General features: G+C 67.7%; 14 protein-coding genes and 1 pseudogene. 7 read left to right on the top strand and 8 right to left on the bottom strand.

Going from position 1 to position 16,180, the window contains the following annotated elements:
• Positions 1-529 precede the first annotated feature (529 nt).
• Positions 530-1,228: a MarC family protein gene (locus Q7A36_RS29625; protein ID WP_305107392.1), complete on the top strand. Its 699-nt coding sequence runs from the start codon at positions 530-532 to the stop codon at positions 1,226-1,228.
• Positions 1,229-1,562: 334 nt separating this feature from the next.
• On the opposite strand, the gene Q7A36_RS29620 is transcribed toward Q7A36_RS29625, so the two are convergent.
• Positions 1,563-1,904, bottom strand: a complete 342-nt coding sequence (locus Q7A36_RS29620) for a hypothetical protein (RefSeq protein ID WP_305107391.1) — start codon at positions 1,902-1,904, stop codon at positions 1,563-1,565.
• 176 nt (positions 1,905-2,080) lie between these two features.
• On the opposite strand from Q7A36_RS29620, the gene Q7A36_RS29615 reads away from it, so the two are divergent.
• Positions 2,081-2,539 (top strand): MarR family winged helix-turn-helix transcriptional regulator, encoded by a 459-nt coding sequence (locus Q7A36_RS29615; protein WP_305107390.1) that lies wholly within the window; start codon positions 2,081-2,083, stop codon positions 2,537-2,539.
• 31 nt (positions 2,540-2,570) lie between these two features.
• On the opposite strand, the gene Q7A36_RS29610 is transcribed toward Q7A36_RS29615, so the two are convergent.
• On the bottom strand, positions 2,571-3,134 hold the full coding sequence (locus Q7A36_RS29610; protein ID WP_305107389.1) for a hypothetical protein: 564 nt from the start codon (positions 3,132-3,134) through the stop codon (positions 2,571-2,573).
• 866 nt (positions 3,135-4,000) lie between these two features.
• Between Q7A36_RS29610 and Q7A36_RS29605 the strand changes: the two genes are divergently transcribed.
• The 5 genes and pseudogenes from Q7A36_RS29605 to Q7A36_RS29585 form a co-directional block, all read left to right on the top strand.
• Positions 4,001-4,378 carry a hypothetical protein gene (locus tag Q7A36_RS29605; protein WP_305107388.1) on the top strand — a complete coding sequence of 126 codons (378 nt, stop codon included), beginning with the start codon at positions 4,001-4,003 and terminating at the stop codon, positions 4,376-4,378.
• A gap of 9 nt (positions 4,379-4,387) precedes the next feature.
• Complete coding sequence (locus tag Q7A36_RS29600) at positions 4,388-4,810, top strand: type II toxin-antitoxin system VapC family toxin (RefSeq protein ID WP_305107387.1); 423 nt, start codon at positions 4,388-4,390, stop codon at positions 4,808-4,810.
• 13 nt (positions 4,811-4,823) lie between these two features.
• Positions 4,824-5,792: a tyrosine-type recombinase/integrase gene (locus Q7A36_RS29595; RefSeq protein ID WP_305107386.1), complete on the top strand. Its 969-nt coding sequence runs from the start codon at positions 4,824-4,826 to the stop codon at positions 5,790-5,792.
• 216 nt (positions 5,793-6,008) lie between these two features.
• The gene (locus Q7A36_RS29590) at positions 6,009-6,887 is read left to right on the top strand and encodes a DUF1186 domain-containing protein (RefSeq protein ID WP_305107385.1); all 879 of its coding nucleotides are present in this window, start codon (positions 6,009-6,011) and stop codon (positions 6,885-6,887) included.
• Positions 6,888-7,129: 242 nt separating this feature from the next.
• Positions 7,130-8,649 (top strand): annotated as a pseudogene (locus Q7A36_RS29585) (IS3 family transposase); the annotation flags it as partial.
• A 198-nt stretch (positions 8,650-8,847) separates the two neighbouring features.
• On the opposite strand, the gene Q7A36_RS29580 reads toward Q7A36_RS29585, so the two are convergent.
• From Q7A36_RS29580 to Q7A36_RS29555, 6 genes are all read right to left on the bottom strand, one after another.
• Positions 8,848-9,675 (bottom strand): IS6 family transposase, encoded by an 828-nt coding sequence (locus Q7A36_RS29580; RefSeq protein WP_305107384.1) that lies wholly within the window; start codon positions 9,673-9,675, stop codon positions 8,848-8,850.
• 455 nt (positions 9,676-10,130) lie between these two features.
• A complete protein-coding gene (locus tag Q7A36_RS29575; protein WP_305107383.1) occupies positions 10,131-11,243 on the bottom strand; it encodes a hypothetical protein in 1,113 nt (370 codons plus the stop codon).
• Positions 11,173-13,407 carry a carboxypeptidase regulatory-like domain-containing protein gene (locus Q7A36_RS29570; protein WP_305107382.1) on the bottom strand — a complete coding sequence of 745 codons (2,235 nt, stop codon included), beginning with the start codon at positions 13,405-13,407 and terminating at the stop codon, positions 11,173-11,175. The genes Q7A36_RS29575 and Q7A36_RS29570 overlap by 71 nt, the downstream gene beginning before the upstream one ends.
• 283 nt (positions 13,408-13,690) lie before the next feature.
• Positions 13,691-14,272: a plasmid pRiA4b ORF-3 family protein gene (locus Q7A36_RS29565; protein ID WP_305107381.1), complete on the bottom strand. Its 582-nt coding sequence runs from the start codon at positions 14,270-14,272 to the stop codon at positions 13,691-13,693.
• Between the two features lie 62 nt (positions 14,273-14,334).
• Complete coding sequence (gene tnpC / locus Q7A36_RS29560; protein WP_305107380.1) at positions 14,335-15,711, bottom strand: IS66 family transposase; 1,377 nt, start codon at positions 15,709-15,711, stop codon at positions 14,335-14,337.
• A gap of 72 nt (positions 15,712-15,783) precedes the next feature.
• The coding region (locus tag Q7A36_RS29555; protein WP_305107379.1) for a transposase at positions 15,784-16,180 on the bottom strand (397 nt) is incomplete at its 5' end.

Below are 16,180 nucleotides of genomic sequence, written 5' to 3'. Positions count from 1 at the left end.
GAGGATCATGCCTTTGGCATGAGGTTCTATCGGACGAGTGTATCCGCCGGCCTGGGTGCGTTGCCGCCGCTTGAGGGCTGGGCGGCCGACGCCATGGGGAGTGTAGCGGTCTCGCGGACCCGTACGCGGACGGGCGGCTCGCAGGCTCCGTTCCGCCAAGTCCACAGGAGTGCCCACCAGAACGGCGAGGTCGCGCGGGAGCGAGTGGGCAGTGGAGCGCAAGAGAGCGTGGGGACGGCTGACGGGACACATGGTTTAGGCTTCCCGTCCGTCGCCGGACCGGCCAGGCCGACATACCGCCTGATCCTCGTCCTCGCCGGTTCGCTCGGGAAAGATCAACAGCCGCAGCCAAGCGGTGAGAGTGCGGCCGTCTTCCAGCTCATGAGCCCAACCAACCTCCGGAGCCGACGTTGCACGGAGCGCCAGTGCTCCCGAGCAAAACTACGGAGCGGGGTGGCGGGCCAGGAGTCAGCCGGTGAGCCCCGGCAGGTGTGCTGCATCACCGTACGGCCTTGCCGGATGAGGATCCATGGCACCCGGTGCCGAAGGAGGGTGCGCAGTGCCGGAGTTGACCGCGGCTCTCCAGAGCTTCCTGCTGGCCTTCTCGGCGCTCTTCTCGATCGTGAACCCCATCGGGGCGGCCCTAATCTTTGCCCAGGTTACCGCCGGCCGCTCGCATGCGGAGCGGGTGCGGCTGGCCGGCCGGATCGGTGTCTACTCGGCCGCGGTGGTACTGGGCGCGCTCTGGGTCGGGGCCTACGTCCTCGGCTTCTTCGGCGTCAGTCTCGCCGCGCTTCGGATCGCGGGCGGCCTGGTCGTCGCCGCCCGCGCCTGGGACCTGCTGTCCGCGCCCGAGCGCACGGAGGACCGCAAGCAGGAGCAGGCAGGGCAGGTAGAGGGCAAGCAGGACGTGGCATTTTTCCCGCTCACCATGCCTTTCACAACCGGGCCGGGGACCATCTCGGTCGCTATCGCACTCGGCGCGAACCGCCCCGCGGGCGGCTGGGCGGAGGTCGCGCCGTTCTTCGCTGGACTGTCGGCTGCCGCGCTTGCCATCGCCTGCATTGTGTGGCTGGCCTACCGCTCAGCCGACGGGCTGGTCGATCTGCTCGGCCAAGCACGGGTGCGGGTGGTGACAAGGCTCGCGGCCTTCCTGATGCTCTGCGTCGGCGTGCAGATCACGCTGGGCGGCGTCACGGACGTGATCAGACTGCTACTGGCGCGGTAAGCGCACCTCTCACCCAACACCGGCGGCCCGCCACAACGGCATTCTTCTGTGATCGGCAAACATGCGGATAACTGCTGCGGGAGGATTGCGAGGTAATTCAACCGTACGCACAAACCTCCGTCTTGAGCTGAATGACCCGACAACGCCCCATTCTCGCCTGATGACGGCTCGTGTCGGCGGCAAGCTTCGCGGTATTCCCCCCCCAACCCAGGCGTCTGTGACTGTGGGCGGCTTCCGGCACCCTTTCCCGAAGTGGCTGTATCAGCTCGCAGACAGGCGAAAGGGCGCCCATAGGCGCCCTTTGCAGCAAGCAGGTGTTGGAGAGGAAGTCAGGTCAGCCGCCGTGGCTCGTCAGCCGGGTGGCGTAAGTGGCGGCGGTAGCGGGTGCAGGCACATAGACCAGCTTCTGCTCGTCGGCACCGCCGACCAGCTGCCCAACCAAGCCAGAGGGCGCCTGCTTCGCAGTCTGGCCGGCATAGGCGAGGCTGCGGCTGCTGCGGTCACCCGTGAAGCGGGCGTCACCACCGCCGACCACGTTCTGGCTCGGCACGGCATACTCCACCCGCGGCCCACCATCAGCCCCACCGCCGATCAGCCGGGGGCCGACGTCCTGGGCCTGGGCAGCACCGGCGGTGCCGAGGGCGATCACGGAAGCGATCAGGGCATTGCGGAACATGGTGTTGATCTCCGTCTGGGCCGGGCTGCGGCCCGGTGTTGGAGACTTCATACCGCCCGATTAGATCGCGCACGATAGACATGATGGCATGTCAGCCATGCAGATCAGTTGCGAGCGATGTGATCGCACGCGATCAATCTGCGTTACACCATCCAGCCCGGCCCGAGGACACACCTATGCCCGATCCCAAGCCCACCGAACCCCGCCTGGACCTCGACGAGTTTCTCTGCTTCGCCATCCACTCGACAGCCCAGGCCGTCGGCCGAGCCAACAAGCCCATGCTCGACCAGATCGGCCTCACCTACCCACAGTACCTCGTCATGGTCGTGCTCTGGGCGGAGGACAACCAGACCGTTGGCCGCATCGGCGACAAACTCTTCCTCGAGAGCAACACCCTCACCCCGCTGCTCAAGCGCCTGCAGGCGGCCGGCTACATCGAGCGCAGCCGCTGCCCAGAGGACGAACGACAGGTCCGGATCCGGCTGACCGACAAGGGGCGAGCGCTGCAGGAGACTGCCCGTGCCCACCATCTCGAATGGGCCCGCCGCGTCTTCGGTGAAGACCTCAGCGCTGCCAAGGCGCTCAAGCAGCAGATCGTCTCCCTGCGCAACCGCCTCGTCGAGAGTCAGAACTGAGCCGGCCGGTGGGACGAGCCCTGCTTCTCTCTCAGCCGCAACTGGCGCAGGTCAGCAGGCCACGCTTCTCCCGAGCCGGCTCGACCAAATAGCCGCAGCGCAGGCAGTTCGCGCCATCCTCACCGTCGGCGAACGGGTCAGCGAAGTGCCGTGCCGCTTCCTGTGGCGTCTTGGCCCGCGGCGTACGTGGCTTGCGTTGCTCGGCCGCAGTTAGCCTGGTCGGTTCTTCGGCAGGCGTCACCGCAGGCGGTTCGAGTGGCTGGGGAGACGGCTCCCAAATCGGCATCACATGCACGACCGGCTGTGCAGGCTTGGACAGGGCTGGATCCACATCGGCCGGCAGGGGAGGGGGCGCCGGCTTCTTTTCGAAAGATTTGAGCCAGGTCTCCTCCCGGGGCGTCCATGGGGTCGGTGGCGTGCCGTGCTCGACAGGCTTCGATCGATTGCGTCGGACATGCACGACTTCGACCACTCTGGATTTGCTGCCCGAGGCGCCACCTCGCCGAGCTGTCGTGACGATGAGGCGCTTTTCGCTGGTGAGCGCATTCGTTCCCTGCCCATTGCGGGGGGAGTATTCACGCTTGGACTCTGACATCGTTGTTCCTGATGGCGGTTGCTTTCACCGGCTCCGCTGACTGTGAGATATATGCGAGGAAGCACTCGCTCCAAATCTCAGCTGCTTGATCAGCCTTGGATCCGGATTGCAGTTGAGCCGCAGGCCTCCCGTTACAGGCGGATACGCCGGTTCTGCGCCGTCCCATGAAGCATGCCCGTTCTTGGCTGCTGCGGCGACGCCAATCGCGCAAGAGTCGCATTCCAACCGCGGCATCATGTGCGGGAAAAGTACCTCATCCCGCACGCTTGTCAGCGACGGCTCGCGGGTCAGTCCTCTTCGGCTCATGAGAACTGTTTGTCAAACCGCCGATGGCTCCCGCAGCAAATGCGTGTACGGACTACGTGCCAACGAAAGGACAACCCGGCCCATGCTGCCACCATCCTTCGAACCGTGACGTACCGCACACTCGGCACTTTGACGCGCTTGGACCACCCCTCCATTCCGTCAGAACAGCCGCGATGCATCGATGGCCGGCGAACCCACACGGCAGATCCCGAGCAAACTCTTTTGGTTCCATATCAGAACATTCCCCACCTTCCGCCATATGCTCCACGCGACGGGACGCGAGCCGACGCTTGAGAAGTTGGCCGTACGCCTCGGTAGTCCGGTCGAGGGCGTCTGCACATGGCGGCGCGTCGCCAAGAAGCTGTTTCCTTCACCCCGCGACGTGCTGCACTGGCGCAGATCCGTCCTCGCCGTGCGGTCAGCCTGGCTCAGACTACTGCCAAGGTTCCCGACGTCGTCGCGCTGCGCGGCCGAATATGTATGATAATGGCCTTTATCCTATATGTGTGCTTGCTCTGGCGCGCCCCGCCCGGGTAGGGTCGTCCCCCTGGAGGCTTGCCATGCCCGACGACGCCCGCACCGTGGCCGTGCACATCCCGGCTGAACTCGCCGACCACCTCGCCGCCGCCGGCACCAGCGTCGAGCGTCGGGTCCTCGAGGCCGTGGTCCTGGAGGAGTTCCGCGCCGGCCGCATGACAAAGGCCGAGGTCCGCCGGACCCTCGGCTTCGAGACCCTCGACGAGGTGGACGGCTTCCTTAAGGCGCACGCGGCCTGGGAGCTTGTGACCCTGGACGACGTGCGGCGGGACCTTGATGACCTGCGGGCATTCCGTACTGGTGCGGGGCGGGGGCTGGCGGCGGAGTTCCGCGAGTTCCGCCGTGGCCGCATTCTCGGCGGCCTCGACCCCAAGGCGCTCATCCGCGAAGGCCTGCAGTAGGCGGGTGCGGTGAGCCTCTGTGTGCTCGACGCTTCGGCCACCTTCCCGTGGCTGTTCGAGGATGAGGCTTCGTTGGTGGCCGACGCGCTGCTCGACCACGTGACGGAGCACGGCGCCGTGGTACCGGCGCTGTGGTTCCTCGAATGCACGAACGGCCTTGCCATGGCTGAGCGGCGCGGCCGTATCGACGGTGCAGGCATCGTCAAGGCGATCGCCCTGCTGCGTCGCCTGCCCCTCATCCTGGACAATGAGGCGCCATCGCGCGCCCTCGACACCGTGCTCGACCTCGCGCGGACGCACCGCCTGACGACATACGACGCGGGCTACCTCGACCTGGCGCTCCGCCGCGGCCTGCCGCTGGCGACGGATGACGCGCCGCTGCGCGCCGCGGCCACCACGGCCGGCGTCGTGCTGCTGACGGTCACCCCGTAGCGGGGCGACAGTCATGGCCCATGATCTGATCCTCCCCGGTCGCCCCTCCCCTATCCTGCCCGCCATCGTTGCCGCGGCCGGCGAGCGCGCTGGCCTGCGCTTCCTCGAGTTCTTCGCTGCCGGCATCCACAACCCGAACACACGGCGCGCCTACCGCCAAGCCATGACGGCCTTCCTCGCCTGGTGCGAGGCCGAGGCTGGTGTCGCCTCGCTCAACGCCGTGCAGCCGCTGCATGTCGCCGCCTGGATCGAACTGCAGACCCAGAGCCACTCAGCGCCGACGGTGAAGCAGCGCTTGGCGGCACTGCGACATCTCTTCGACTGGCTGGTCACAGGCCAGGTCATCCCGACCAACCCGGCGGCCGCAGTGCGCGGGCCGCGGCACAGCGTACAAAAGGGCAAGACGCCGGTGCTGGACGCCGCCGAGGCCCGGCAGCTGCTCGACTGCATCGACACCTCCACGTCGGCCGGACTGCGGGACAGGGCGCTGATCGGCCTGATGATCTACTCCTTCGCCCGGATCGGCGCCGCCCTCGTCATGCGGGTCGAGGATGTCTACACGCAGAACCGCCGGCTCTGGGTGCGGCTGCAGGAGAAGGGCGGCAAGCGACACGAGATGCCCTGCCACCACACACTCGAGGCATACCTCCATGCATACCTGGAGGGCACGGGCATCGCCGGCGACGCCAAGGGGCCACTGTTCCGGACTATCGGCCGCGGCACCGGGCGGCTGACCCGCACGCCCCTGCCGCAGGCCAATGCCTACACCATGGTCCGGCGCCGCGCCGAGGCGGCCGGCATCGCCACGAGGATCGGCAACCACACCTTCCGGGCGACCGGCATTACCGCTTACCTGAGTAACGGCGGCACGCTGGAGAACGCCGCCGCTATGGCTAACCACGCCAGCACCCGCACCACCCAGCTCTACGACAGAAGGCGCGACGAGATCAGCCTCGACGAGGTCGAGCGGATCAGGGTGTGAGCCGCCCCTTTCTCAATCCGAAGGGACCGTCTGACGGTTTGCAAAGCAAGTCCGGGCTATAACGCAATGAGATTGCGCACAGGTTGTGCGCGTGCCAGTGAGTCTATGCCGGGATTTCCCTCGCGAGCTTGACCGCGGCGGCCTTGCTGAGTCACCTCCGGGTTGCGGCTTGTGTCGCAACGGCTAGAGAGAAACCGTCACTCGCTTCGGGTACCTATGACAGTAACAGTCGAAGACGTAATCCGCGATTTCGCCGCCGCCGGGCGCAAGCTGCCGCGGACTGCGATGCGCTGGTCGCTGGACAACTGGGACGCTGCCGGCCCTCGCTTCGTCGAGCTCCTCGAGCAGTATGCGAGTCGGACCGACCGCTCCGAGCGGACGGCGAAGGCTCTATTCTTCGTTCTGCACCTCCTGGGCGAGAAGGCCGAGGCGCGCGCCTTCCCCGGCCTGTGCCGGTTCTTGCAGGATGTGGAGGCCGCCGATCTGGTCCTCGGGGATGGCATCACGACCACCCTGCGTGGGATCATCATCAGCACCTTCGACGGCGATGCGGCGGCGCTGAAGTCCGTTATCGAATGCACCGCGGCCGACGATTACGTCAGAGAGGCCGCCCTGCTGGCGATGGCTTATCTTACTCGGATCGGTAGGGTGCCGGATCGGGAGATGCGGTCCTACCTGTCGTACCTGCTGACCGAGATGCAGCCGCAGGCGCCGCACTACATCTGGGTCGGCTGGGTCCTGGCCGTCTCGCTGCTCGGGTACGAGGAATACGCAGACGAGGCCGAAAGCCTGATCCGTCGTGGATTTGTCCCGAGCGATGTCATGCGCGTCACCCACTTCCGGCAGGATCTGCGCCGCACGCTGGACGACCCCGAGCGGATGGCAGGTTTCGCGCACGACCGCATCGGTCCGTTCGAGGACGCCATCGGCGAGCTGGAGCAATGGTATGCCTTCTCCGAGGCGGACAAAGAGAGGCAGCCCCTCCTGGATCTCGAGATCCGACAGCCCATGACCAACCCGCTGAAAGGAATCGGACGCAACGATCCGTGCCCTTGCGGCAGCGGGAAGAAGTTCAAGAAGTGCTGCCTGCGCTGACGAACGGACATCCTCGTTGGCGATATCGCTACAAGAGGGGCGCAGGGCTGTTCAACGCTGTGCGGTAGCGGGGGTGAGTCCTCGCTGCCACAGGTTGTGAGCGGCGGTCGAAATCCGTGCAAATCCGGCGGCGAGAGCCTGCAGGGGCGCCCAGGGCGGGGCGGCCCGGTGAGGCTCCCCCTGTGTCAGGGCAGTTGTCGCGCGTTTAGGACCGCGGAACGAGGGGGCGCGGGTGTTTGAGAATGGCTCGGTACAGACAAGCATCCAGGGACCGCATTGTCGCGCGGCTGCTACCGCCGGAGAGCGCGGCCATCGACGTAGTCTCCCGCAAGACAGGTGTGAGCGTCGCCACACTCGAGCGCTGGCGGGCGCAGGCGCTGGCAGCCCCGGGTGGGCTGGCCAATAGCCAGCGCTGGACGCCGGCGGCACGGCTGGAGGCGGTGATCACCACGGCGGCGATGGACGAGGCCGCCCGCAGCGCTTGGTGCCGCGAGCAGGGCCTCTACTCCGCTGAGCTCGAGGCCTGGAAGCACGACGCCATCGCCGGCCTGGGCGAGCCGCGGGCGGCGAGCGCCGTCGAGGCCCGGCAGGACCGGCGCCGGGTCAAGGAGCTCGAGCGCGAGCTGCATCGCAAGGACAAGGCGCTGGCCGAGACGGCCGCCTTGCTGGTGCTGGCAAAAAAGCTCGGGGCGGTCTTCCGCGACGGCGAGGACGAATGACCCGCCTGGAAGACCGCCAGACCCTGATGGCCGAGATCACCGAGGCCTGCGCTGCCGGCGCTCGGCTTGCCCCGGCCTGCAGCCTGGCCGGCATCGACGTACGGACCTTCCAGCGCTGGCGCGAGGACGATGGCCAGGTCCGGGCGGACGGCCGGCCCGAGGCCGTCCGGCCGCAACCGGCACACGCGCTCAGCGAGGCCAAGCGGGCGCACATCATCGAGCTCGCCAACCAGCCGCGCTTCGCCAGCACGCCGCCGGCCCGCATCGTCCCGGCGCTGGCCGACGAGGGCGTCTACATCGCCAGCGAGGCGAGCTTCCACCGCGTGCTGCGCGACCACGGCCAGATGCGCCGCCGCGGTCGGGCCCGCCCACCGCGGAGCGCAGGGCCGCCCAGTACGCATGTGGCAACCGCCCCGGGGCAGGTGTGGTGTTGGGATGTGACGTTCCTGCCGGCCCGCGTGCAAGGCCGCTGGTTCTACCTGTACCTCATCCTCGACCTCTGGAGCCGCAAGATCGTCGGCTTCGAGGTGCACGACGCCGACCAGGCCGAGCATGCCGCCCATCTGGTCCGGCGCACCGCGCTGGCCGAGGGCATCCATGCCCGCGCCCGCCGTCCGGTGCTGCACGGCGACAACGGCCCGAGCGTGAAGGGCACGACCGTGCTGGCCATGCTGTACTGGCTCGGCATTGCGCCGTCGCATTCCAGGCCGCGGGTCAGCGACGATAATGCCTACGCCGAGGCGCTGTTCCGCACCGCCAAGTATCGCCCCGACTTCCCCGCCGCGGGCTTTGCCGATCTCGCCGAGGCGCGGCAGTGGGCGGCAGCCTTCGTGGGCTGGTACAACCACGAACACCGCCATAGCGGCATCCGCTACGTCACCCCGGCCGAGCGCCACGCCGGCGGAGACCGCCCCATCCTGGCCGCCCGTCACGCCTTGTACCAGCAGGCACGCGAGGCCAATCCACGGCGCTGGAGCGGGCCGACCCGCAACTGGACGCCGATCGGCGCCGTCACCCTCAATCCCGAGCGCGACAGCGTCGTCGCAGTCGCCAGCCAAACCCTGCTTTCCAGTTCGACTGGCGAGCCTGCTTTCCCGCTCCGACCTGGCGGCCCCGCGGCCACGGCGCGCAGCGGCGGCGATGAGAGGAGCGCAGCCACCCGCAGCCACGCGCAGCTCCGCGAGCGGTTCTGTCAGAACTCGTGCCAGACACGACGACATGAGGCGAAAGCCAAGGTCAGCTTACGCCGCCTCGAGAATGGCGAGCACACTGGTGGCGCGACGGAGGTGAAGTAGGCGACGACGGCGGGCAGAGACGTATTGGTTGTGGCGCGTGCAGGGGCGGAGAAAGTTGCGGAGCTCATCGTAGCTTCGACAGAACAGCTCCGCTGACGTGAAGCTCTTGAACCCCCGCATACATCGCGTGCGCCCTTTAACGCCCCGGTGGTCCTGCTCCAGTCTGTTGTTCTTGTAGGCGCTGGTCCGGTGCTCGACATCGCGGCCGAGCGTGCTGCGGATTTCCCGTGGGTAGGAGCCATGCCCGTCGGTGGTGACCTGATCAGGCACCACGCCTGTGACCGACTTGGCCGAACGAAAGAAGGCCTGAGCCGCCGTCATGTCGCGGTGCTCGCTGAGCATGGTGTCGACCAGATTGCCGTCGCGGTCGATGGCCCGATACAGATAGGCCCAGCGCCCGCCAACCTTCAAATAGGTCTCGTCCACGTGCCAACGACGGCCGCGGGCACCGCCCTTACCGCGCCGGCGCTGCCGAAGTTCGTCGGCGAGGAGTGGCGCGAGCTTCGCCTCCCAATCGCGGACGGCTTCGTAGCTGAAGACGATGCCGCGGATGAGGAACATCTCGGCCAGGTCGCGCAGGGTCAGGCGGTAGCGCAGCCGCCACAGCACCACCAGGGCGATGACGTCCGACGGGTACTGAGTGTGGTTCAGCACGGTCCCGGAGCGCTCATTGTACTGCTTGCTGCAGGTCCGGCAGCGGAACCGGCGGTAGCCCTGGGCGGTGCGCTCCGGCCGCTCGGTCACCTCGGACGAACTGCAGGCCACACAGTCCATTCCCGTCCATCCACCCCATCGAGCCCAGAGCCGGAGCCTACCAGCCCGACCCCGGCCGGCCAAACGGGCCGATTGGCGCGGAGCCTGACAGAACCACGCAAGCCAGCCACCCGGCGAAAACCAGCAAGCTGACCGCCGCCCTCCCAGAATCGGCGCGCCCGAGGAGCTCAGCCCCAATCGGTAGCGACCAACGCCGCCCGTCCCCCGACCTCAGCACCCGCGGCCTTGGCCGAATGGATACTCTGTTTCTACGATTTATGAATCAGCGGCGTTCGTAAGCGGAGCTTCTACGCTTTGAGGAACGCCGACATCAACCGGCCCCATCCTGCCGTGGCGGCATCCGGCGCTTGAACCGGTGACCCTCGGCGCCAGGGAAGGCGCCGTTGCCGGCGGGACGACGTCGGGTCCGCCGCCCGCCAGGTGCCGCCCGGGCCGGAAGGCCCGGGCGGGTTCTTTCAATCCTTGCAGGTCCCAAGGGGAACCCCGACGAGCTGCTCGTATGCGGTGACGCGCGGAGTGTCTTTCCAGAAGTTGGAGTAGGTGACCACGGCATTCGGCATAATGCGTCGCTTCTGAGGGCCACTGCCGCAGACGGCGTAGGATGTGCTGGTGAAGGGGAAGCCGCCGCTGAGCGATCCGAAAACGAAGGGCGCGGAGGAGCCGGCCCCCTCGTCGCGGGCGATGTGGCAGGTCCGGCACGACTGCCCGTAAACGATGTGGTACCCGTCTGGCGACGTGCTCCAACCAGGGGGAGGCGTCGGCTCGGCGGGCACGTTGCTGCCTACCGTGGCGTACCAGCGATCGATCAGGTCGCCGATCGGAAACGTTGGATGGATGTCGCGGACCAACTTATTCAGTTTGGCGAAGTTGGCGAACTCCGTGGTGTTCAGCACAGGCGGGCTCTGGTTGTAGTCCCACTGCCGGCCGCCTGAGTAGCGGAAGGATGGGAGGTCGAACTCCCGGAAGCGGGACTGGTTGGCCTTGCCCGAGGACGAGAGCATCGGCTTGCCGCCGTGGCACACCATGCAGAGATAGGGCACCGGCTTCGGGCCGAACCCGTCGAGGTCGGCGAATTCGAGCCTCGGCGACGCCGCGACGCCGCCGGCGTAGACGTAGAACTGCACGCGCTCGTCCACGCCCGGCGCCACCGTCCCGGCGCTGTCGAACTCCATGGCGACCGTTGCCCTGCGGTCCTGCTCCGCCGCCGCGACGGCCAGGTCGGCATTGTTCAGGTTGTTGTCGGGCAGCCCGTAGTTGGTGACGTAGCATGCAAGGTTCGACCCGTTCTTCAGGCAGTTCATGTTCCGGCCGAAGCCGAGGTCGTTGTGGTTGAGGTAGGCCTGGCTGACGAAGCTCGGGTTGCCGTTGGCGCCGCCGGTCGCGGGATCGAAGCCGTTGGCCTGCCACCAGTTGCCGAGCGTCTTTTTCGTGCCGCCGGGATCCACGGCGGCGTAGTAGAGCGACCCGTGGGTGGCCGGGGGCGGCGGCGGGGTCGGGTTAAAGGCGCCGCTCGGCCCGGTGAGGAACACCGGCCGAGCGGCGGCGTCGAGATCGCCCCAGTTGGGCACCGCGCCCTCGGGTGGGGTCAGCGTGACCGCCGCGCCGCACTCGTCGTAAGGGTAGGGGGGGCCACAGATTCATGCCGGTCATCTTCGGCCGGGCGTCGGTGTCGATGACATTGCTCAGCAGGATCACCTCGTGGCCGTCCGCCTTCCCGCGCAGTTCGAGGCGAAGGGTGTTGGGCGTACCGGTCGCAAAGGGAATGCGGTAGATCGCGTGGTAGCGGGCGCTGTCGATCGGCGTCTCCTTCACCTGGACGCTGCTGCCGCCGTAGGACACGTAGGCCCTGACGACCAAGTCGCTCCAGGCGTTGAGGCGCGGGTCGAGTTCGAAGCGAACACAGGTGGCGTGCGCCGGGTCGTTACCCGCGACGTCCATGTTGAGCGACGAGAAGTGCGAGGTCTGCCCGGCGTAGAAGGAACCCTGCGACGTGGTCTGGAGCCTCGCGGTCCCTTCCTCCTTCCAAAAGCCGGTCGCCTCGTCGTAGGACCACATGGGGATGCTTGCGGGAGGCGTGGTCTTCGACGGCGGCACGGGGATCCGCACGTCGGCGACGGCGCCGGGCCGGATCCGGAGCGGCTGCCCCGTGGCGTCGTCGAGCAGGTCGACGTGGATGGCGCCGAAGCTCTCGAGTTCGGTCGGCCTGCCCGCTGTGTCCGTCGCGCGGTAGTCGCCCGGGATGGCGCGGCGCTCCGGGTTAAACGTAGTCAGCGCCGTCCGTACCGTTCCGCGCGCCGGGTTGCCTGCCTGGTCGAGGAGCGCGTTGGCGGGGAGGCGGATCTCCGCGCCGCGCCGGTCGCATGGCCTGGGCTCCAGCAGGCGGCGCACCAGGATGGCGTCGGCGCGCGCCTGCTCGGGGGTCGGCGGATCGTCGCGGAGCACCTTCGGTGACGACAGACGCGGCGGCGGACGGTTGTCCGCCCCGGCGGGGCCGCAGGGCCCGGCACTCTCGCGGTCGGTGACCGCGATGGGTTGGTCGGCGGGAGACCGGCTGACCTGGGCACGGATCATCTCGTAGGTGGCGCCGACGGCGGACCCGGCCGCGATGCGTGACAGCAGGGCGTGGCCCGGATGGGTGATGTTGACGACGTAGCGGTCGTCGGACCGTTCGGCGGTGGTGAAGGAGAACCACCCGTTCGCGTCGGACCGCGCCGCCCCGCCGGACCCGAGCGTCACCGCCGCACCGGGAATGGGGGTCCCGGACTCCTCCTCGACGACCCGTCCGGAGAGAGTGACCTCGGCCGGACCAACGCGGATCTCGAACCGCTTGTAGCCGAAGTTGCCCTGGCCGTCCCGCGCCAGGGCGTACGCGGTGCGCAGGCCGCGGGCGGCTGGCAGCGTCCAGGTCTGCGTCGGGCCGTTGCCGCCGGACAGCGTCCCGTTCTCCGGCCCTGGCAGGCGCCACAGGATGGGTGCCGACGACGCGGACGACGGCCCCAAGGTCGCGGCGAGATCGAGTGTCGCGCCCGGGTCAGCGCGGACGACGCCACGGCCCGAGACCCGCGCGGCCAGGCCAGCGAACCGGGGGGACCGCCCGCCCAGTGGGATGTCCTGCACGGTCGGCCCCGTCCCGAGGGTGACGCGGCGGGCGACGACCGCGCCTTCGCAGCGTGCGGTCACGGCGAAGGTGCCGGGGGCTGGCCCGACGAGGACATAATGGCCCTGGGTGTTCGGCCGTGTCCTCGCGCCTCCCCCCTCCACCACGGTCGACGCGTCAATGCCGAAGAAGTCGTCGGCGAGCCAGCAGGGGCGACTGTCCTCGTTGAGGACCTTCCCGTGGACGAATGGCCGCTCCAACCGGACGCGAACGATCCTCGCGGAAATCGCCGGGGGCAGCGCGTTGAACCGCTCGCCGCACCCTTTGGACGCCCCGACCGTCCAGCAGATCTGGTAGGCACCGGGTCTCGGCGCCACCAGGTGGAAGCGGCCGTCCAGCCGGGTGGTATCGCTTCCCAGATCCTGTCCACCGAGGCGGAGGGTTACCTGCCTGTCCGGGAGGGGCACGTCCCCATCCTGGGTGTTCGGGGATGCCAAGGCCAGAATTCCGGTGACGCGAACCTCTCCCTCGCTTGGCTGCGCCAAGCCGAGAGGCGGCCAAGCTGCCGCGACGCCGAGCCCGGCCACCGCCGCAGCGGTGGCCGCAATCGCAATGTGTTTGCCTGAAATTGCCACGGACGCCTCCTTGACGTTGCGTTGGCAAGTCGGGACGCTAGGACCCGAACAATGGAGCGCTCAACAGAATAGGTCTGCCAGACGACCGCTAGACCGCGGCGATGTGCGCCAAGGCACAGCAAAGCCGGTCCGGTCTTGATTTGTGAGTGCCGGTAGCTTGCCTTGGCAGTTCACGCCTTTGGTTCAGCACGTCCAGAACTAGTGGGTCACTTGCCTCGTAATTGCTCAGGCCCTTGATGTCCGTAGGCTAACCAGAAGGATGTGCGTTGGGCTGGCGCGGTGATCAGGCGTGACCGAAGCGGGCTGCCAGGATTGCGTCGGCGATGGCCGGGCTGAAGTCCTCGGGATCAAAGTCATCGCCCAGCCACTCAAAGCGTTCGGCGTGCTCTGGATGAGCAGGATCGGCGAGGATGTCGAGCAGCTCTCGATAGCCCCAGGGGCCGCCACAATCCTCGGGCGGACCTCTGCGCTTCCCGGCGGTGCAGACCGGACGGGACAGAGCCTCAACAGCGGGCGGGCTCTTCTCGATGACGATGGCATGTTGCCAGTTGTCGCCGAAGTCGTAGGTGTAGGCGAAGCGGGTGACGCCTGACGTTGTCAGGCCGTTCAGGGTGACGCGGTTCTCGTCGGCGACATCGTCGACGGTGCGCCGGTCGCCGTACTGCCGGCCCTCGATGTCAAACGTGTGGAGATGGCAGTCATCCCATCCCATGGCGGCCTGGATGGCGCGATGCAAGTCGCCGAGCGTCGTCGCACCGGGAACCAGGAGCCGGCGCCAAATGGGTGGTTTGGTGTCGCGCAGCGTCACCTTCAGGCTGACCACCTTCCGATTGACACCGCTCGTCGACTGGGCGGTCTTGGCCATCAGCGCCTCCTGCCATCACGCGCCTATCCTGTGCGTGATGGGGTAGTGGCGGGCAAGCCGGGTCATGCCGCCGTCGGCAAGGGCTTTCCCTTGAGGGTAAGGCGGAGAGCCTGGATAATGCCAAGACCACGTCGTCGAGCGGTCTCGAGCACAGAGCGGACATCGGCGTAGAGGTCAGCACCCCAGATCGACCGGAAGCCGTTGGTGACCTTGCGGAAGATCACACAGGGCCGCAGCGCCTGTTCGGAGCCGTTGTTGGTGGGAGACACCGCGCGGTCCATGAGGAAGACGAACAGGTTCTGCCGGAAGCGCTTGATGATGCGCTGGAGTTTCAGCCCTGGCTTGTTGCCCGGCACGGTCTTGAGCAGCTCATCCAGCGCGCGTTGCAGCCGGCCATGGTAGGCGGCCAGGGTGGCATCGGCGAGCCGCGGGCGGCGATGCGCGATGCGCACGGCGCGTTGCAGCAGATGCTTCATGCCAGGGGCGAAGGCGGCATCGCCGGCGTCGATCGCGTACTGAACGTCGCGCAGCAGATGGGCAAGGCAGACCTGATGCTCCCGGCTGGCCCAGCCTCTCTGGGCACCGAGGCGGTCGGAGATCCAGACTGCCGGGCGCGCCTCGCCGAGGAACTCGCGCACCACCGCCTTGCCGCGTGAGGGGCGGATCAGGAAGCAGGCGCTGTCGGCGTGGTGGAACACCCAGGTCCAGAAGGTCTTCTTGCCCACCCGAACGCTGGTCTCGTCGGAGGCCAGCACCGTGCTGGCCAACAGCCGCTGCTTGATCAGGCCGGTCTGCGCCGCGAAGGCTGGCGCGCTGTCCTGCAGCATATTGGCCAGCGCCCCCTCGCTGATCTCCAGCCCGAACAGGTCACGCAACAGCCGCGCCAGGCGCTCGAACGGCATGGCCTGGCCAAAGCGCAGGTAGAGCACGAAGGCGCGCAGGTTGGGGCCGAACGGCGAGCCCGGCTCCAACCCGGCCGGCGCGGCCGCCTTGAAGCGCCCGGCGCAGCAGGGGCAGACACCGCCGTGCAGGACCACCCGCGTCACATCCGGGGCAATCTCGGGGATCTCGACACGATCGTAGGTCTGCACTGCCACCTGCTCCACCTCCCCTAGGCCGGCGCGGCAATGCGGGCAGTGCTCCATCCGGATCGCTTCGCAACGCGTCGGATTGGGATGCAGCGGCCGATGCGCGCCGGCGTGCACCCTGGTCTTGGGGCTGGGCTTGCCGTCGCCATTCGCCTTGCGCTCCTGCGAGGGCGGCGTGCCAGAGTTGGTCGGCGTCTTTGGCGGTGCCTGCAGCTTCTCCCGCAAGGCCGCATTCTCCGCCTCGAGTGCGGCAACTCGGGCCACCAACGCGTCGACCTGCGCCAACAGCGTTGCAATCAAGTCGTCCTTCTCCGAGGACGACAGCACGGCAGGGTCGACGGACAGGGCCACAGGCCGGTTGACCCATGTTCCGGCCCCTCGTGCAATCGAAATCTCGCCATGGCTCCCCACGCAGCCGGCGCCCTAATGCATTCGAGCCGCCGGAGAGAGGTGAGCAATTACCGTCTTGAAGGTCATGATCCGCCGCGTCGCGGTCGGACCAACGCAGTCGCTCCGATGCGGGCAGGCCTGGCAGTCGGTTGCGGAGAACTTCACCTTGACCACAGGCGTCCCGCCATCAGTCGCTGGCGACCAGCTGGAGCTGTGCACACCCATGGGACAGGTGACATGCTGGGCGTCCCAGTCGATGGTGAAGGCATCCATTGCAAAGCCTTTGCCCGCTTTCGCCTGCCAGCTGCTGTCGATCCGGGCTGGGCCAACCAGGTCGAGGCCGAAGTCGTGTTGCGCCTGCACCCGCTGCTCGGCACTGAGATAGCCGGTGTCGACGATGTGCTGCGCCGGCAGCAAGCCTTTATCTGCA

Origin of the sequence: Paracraurococcus lichenis, from assembly GCF_030657435.1 — a bacterium.
Classification (GTDB): Bacteria; Pseudomonadota; Alphaproteobacteria; order Acetobacterales; family Acetobacteraceae; genus Paracraurococcus; species Paracraurococcus lichenis.
This window is presented reverse-complemented; position numbering and strand designations above follow the sequence as displayed.

Coding starts and splice junctions, on each gene's coding strand:
- Q7A36_RS29610 (WP_305107389.1), bottom strand. CDS start 3,134: ATGTCAGAGTCCAAGCGTGAATACTCCCCCCGCAATGGGCAGGGAACG.
- Q7A36_RS29615 (WP_305107390.1), top strand. CDS start 2,081: ATGCCCGATCCCAAGCCCACCGAACCCCGCCTGGACCTCGACGAGTTT.
- Q7A36_RS29590 (WP_305107385.1), top strand. CDS start 6,009: ATGACAGTAACAGTCGAAGACGTAATCCGCGATTTCGCCGCCGCCGGG.
- Q7A36_RS29625 (WP_305107392.1), top strand. CDS start 530: ATGGCACCCGGTGCCGAAGGAGGGTGCGCAGTGCCGGAGTTGACCGCG.
- Q7A36_RS29605 (WP_305107388.1), top strand. CDS start 4,001: ATGCCCGACGACGCCCGCACCGTGGCCGTGCACATCCCGGCTGAACTC.
- Q7A36_RS29620 (WP_305107391.1), bottom strand. CDS start 1,904: ATGTTCCGCAATGCCCTGATCGCTTCCGTGATCGCCCTCGGCACCGCC.
- Q7A36_RS29595 (WP_305107386.1), top strand. CDS start 4,824: ATGGCCCATGATCTGATCCTCCCCGGTCGCCCCTCCCCTATCCTGCCC.
- Q7A36_RS29580 (WP_305107384.1), bottom strand. CDS start 9,675: ATGGACTGTGTGGCCTGCAGTTCGTCCGAGGTGACCGAGCGGCCGGAG.
- Q7A36_RS29565 (WP_305107381.1), bottom strand. CDS start 14,272: ATGGCCAAGACCGCCCAGTCGACGAGCGGTGTCAATCGGAAGGTGGTC.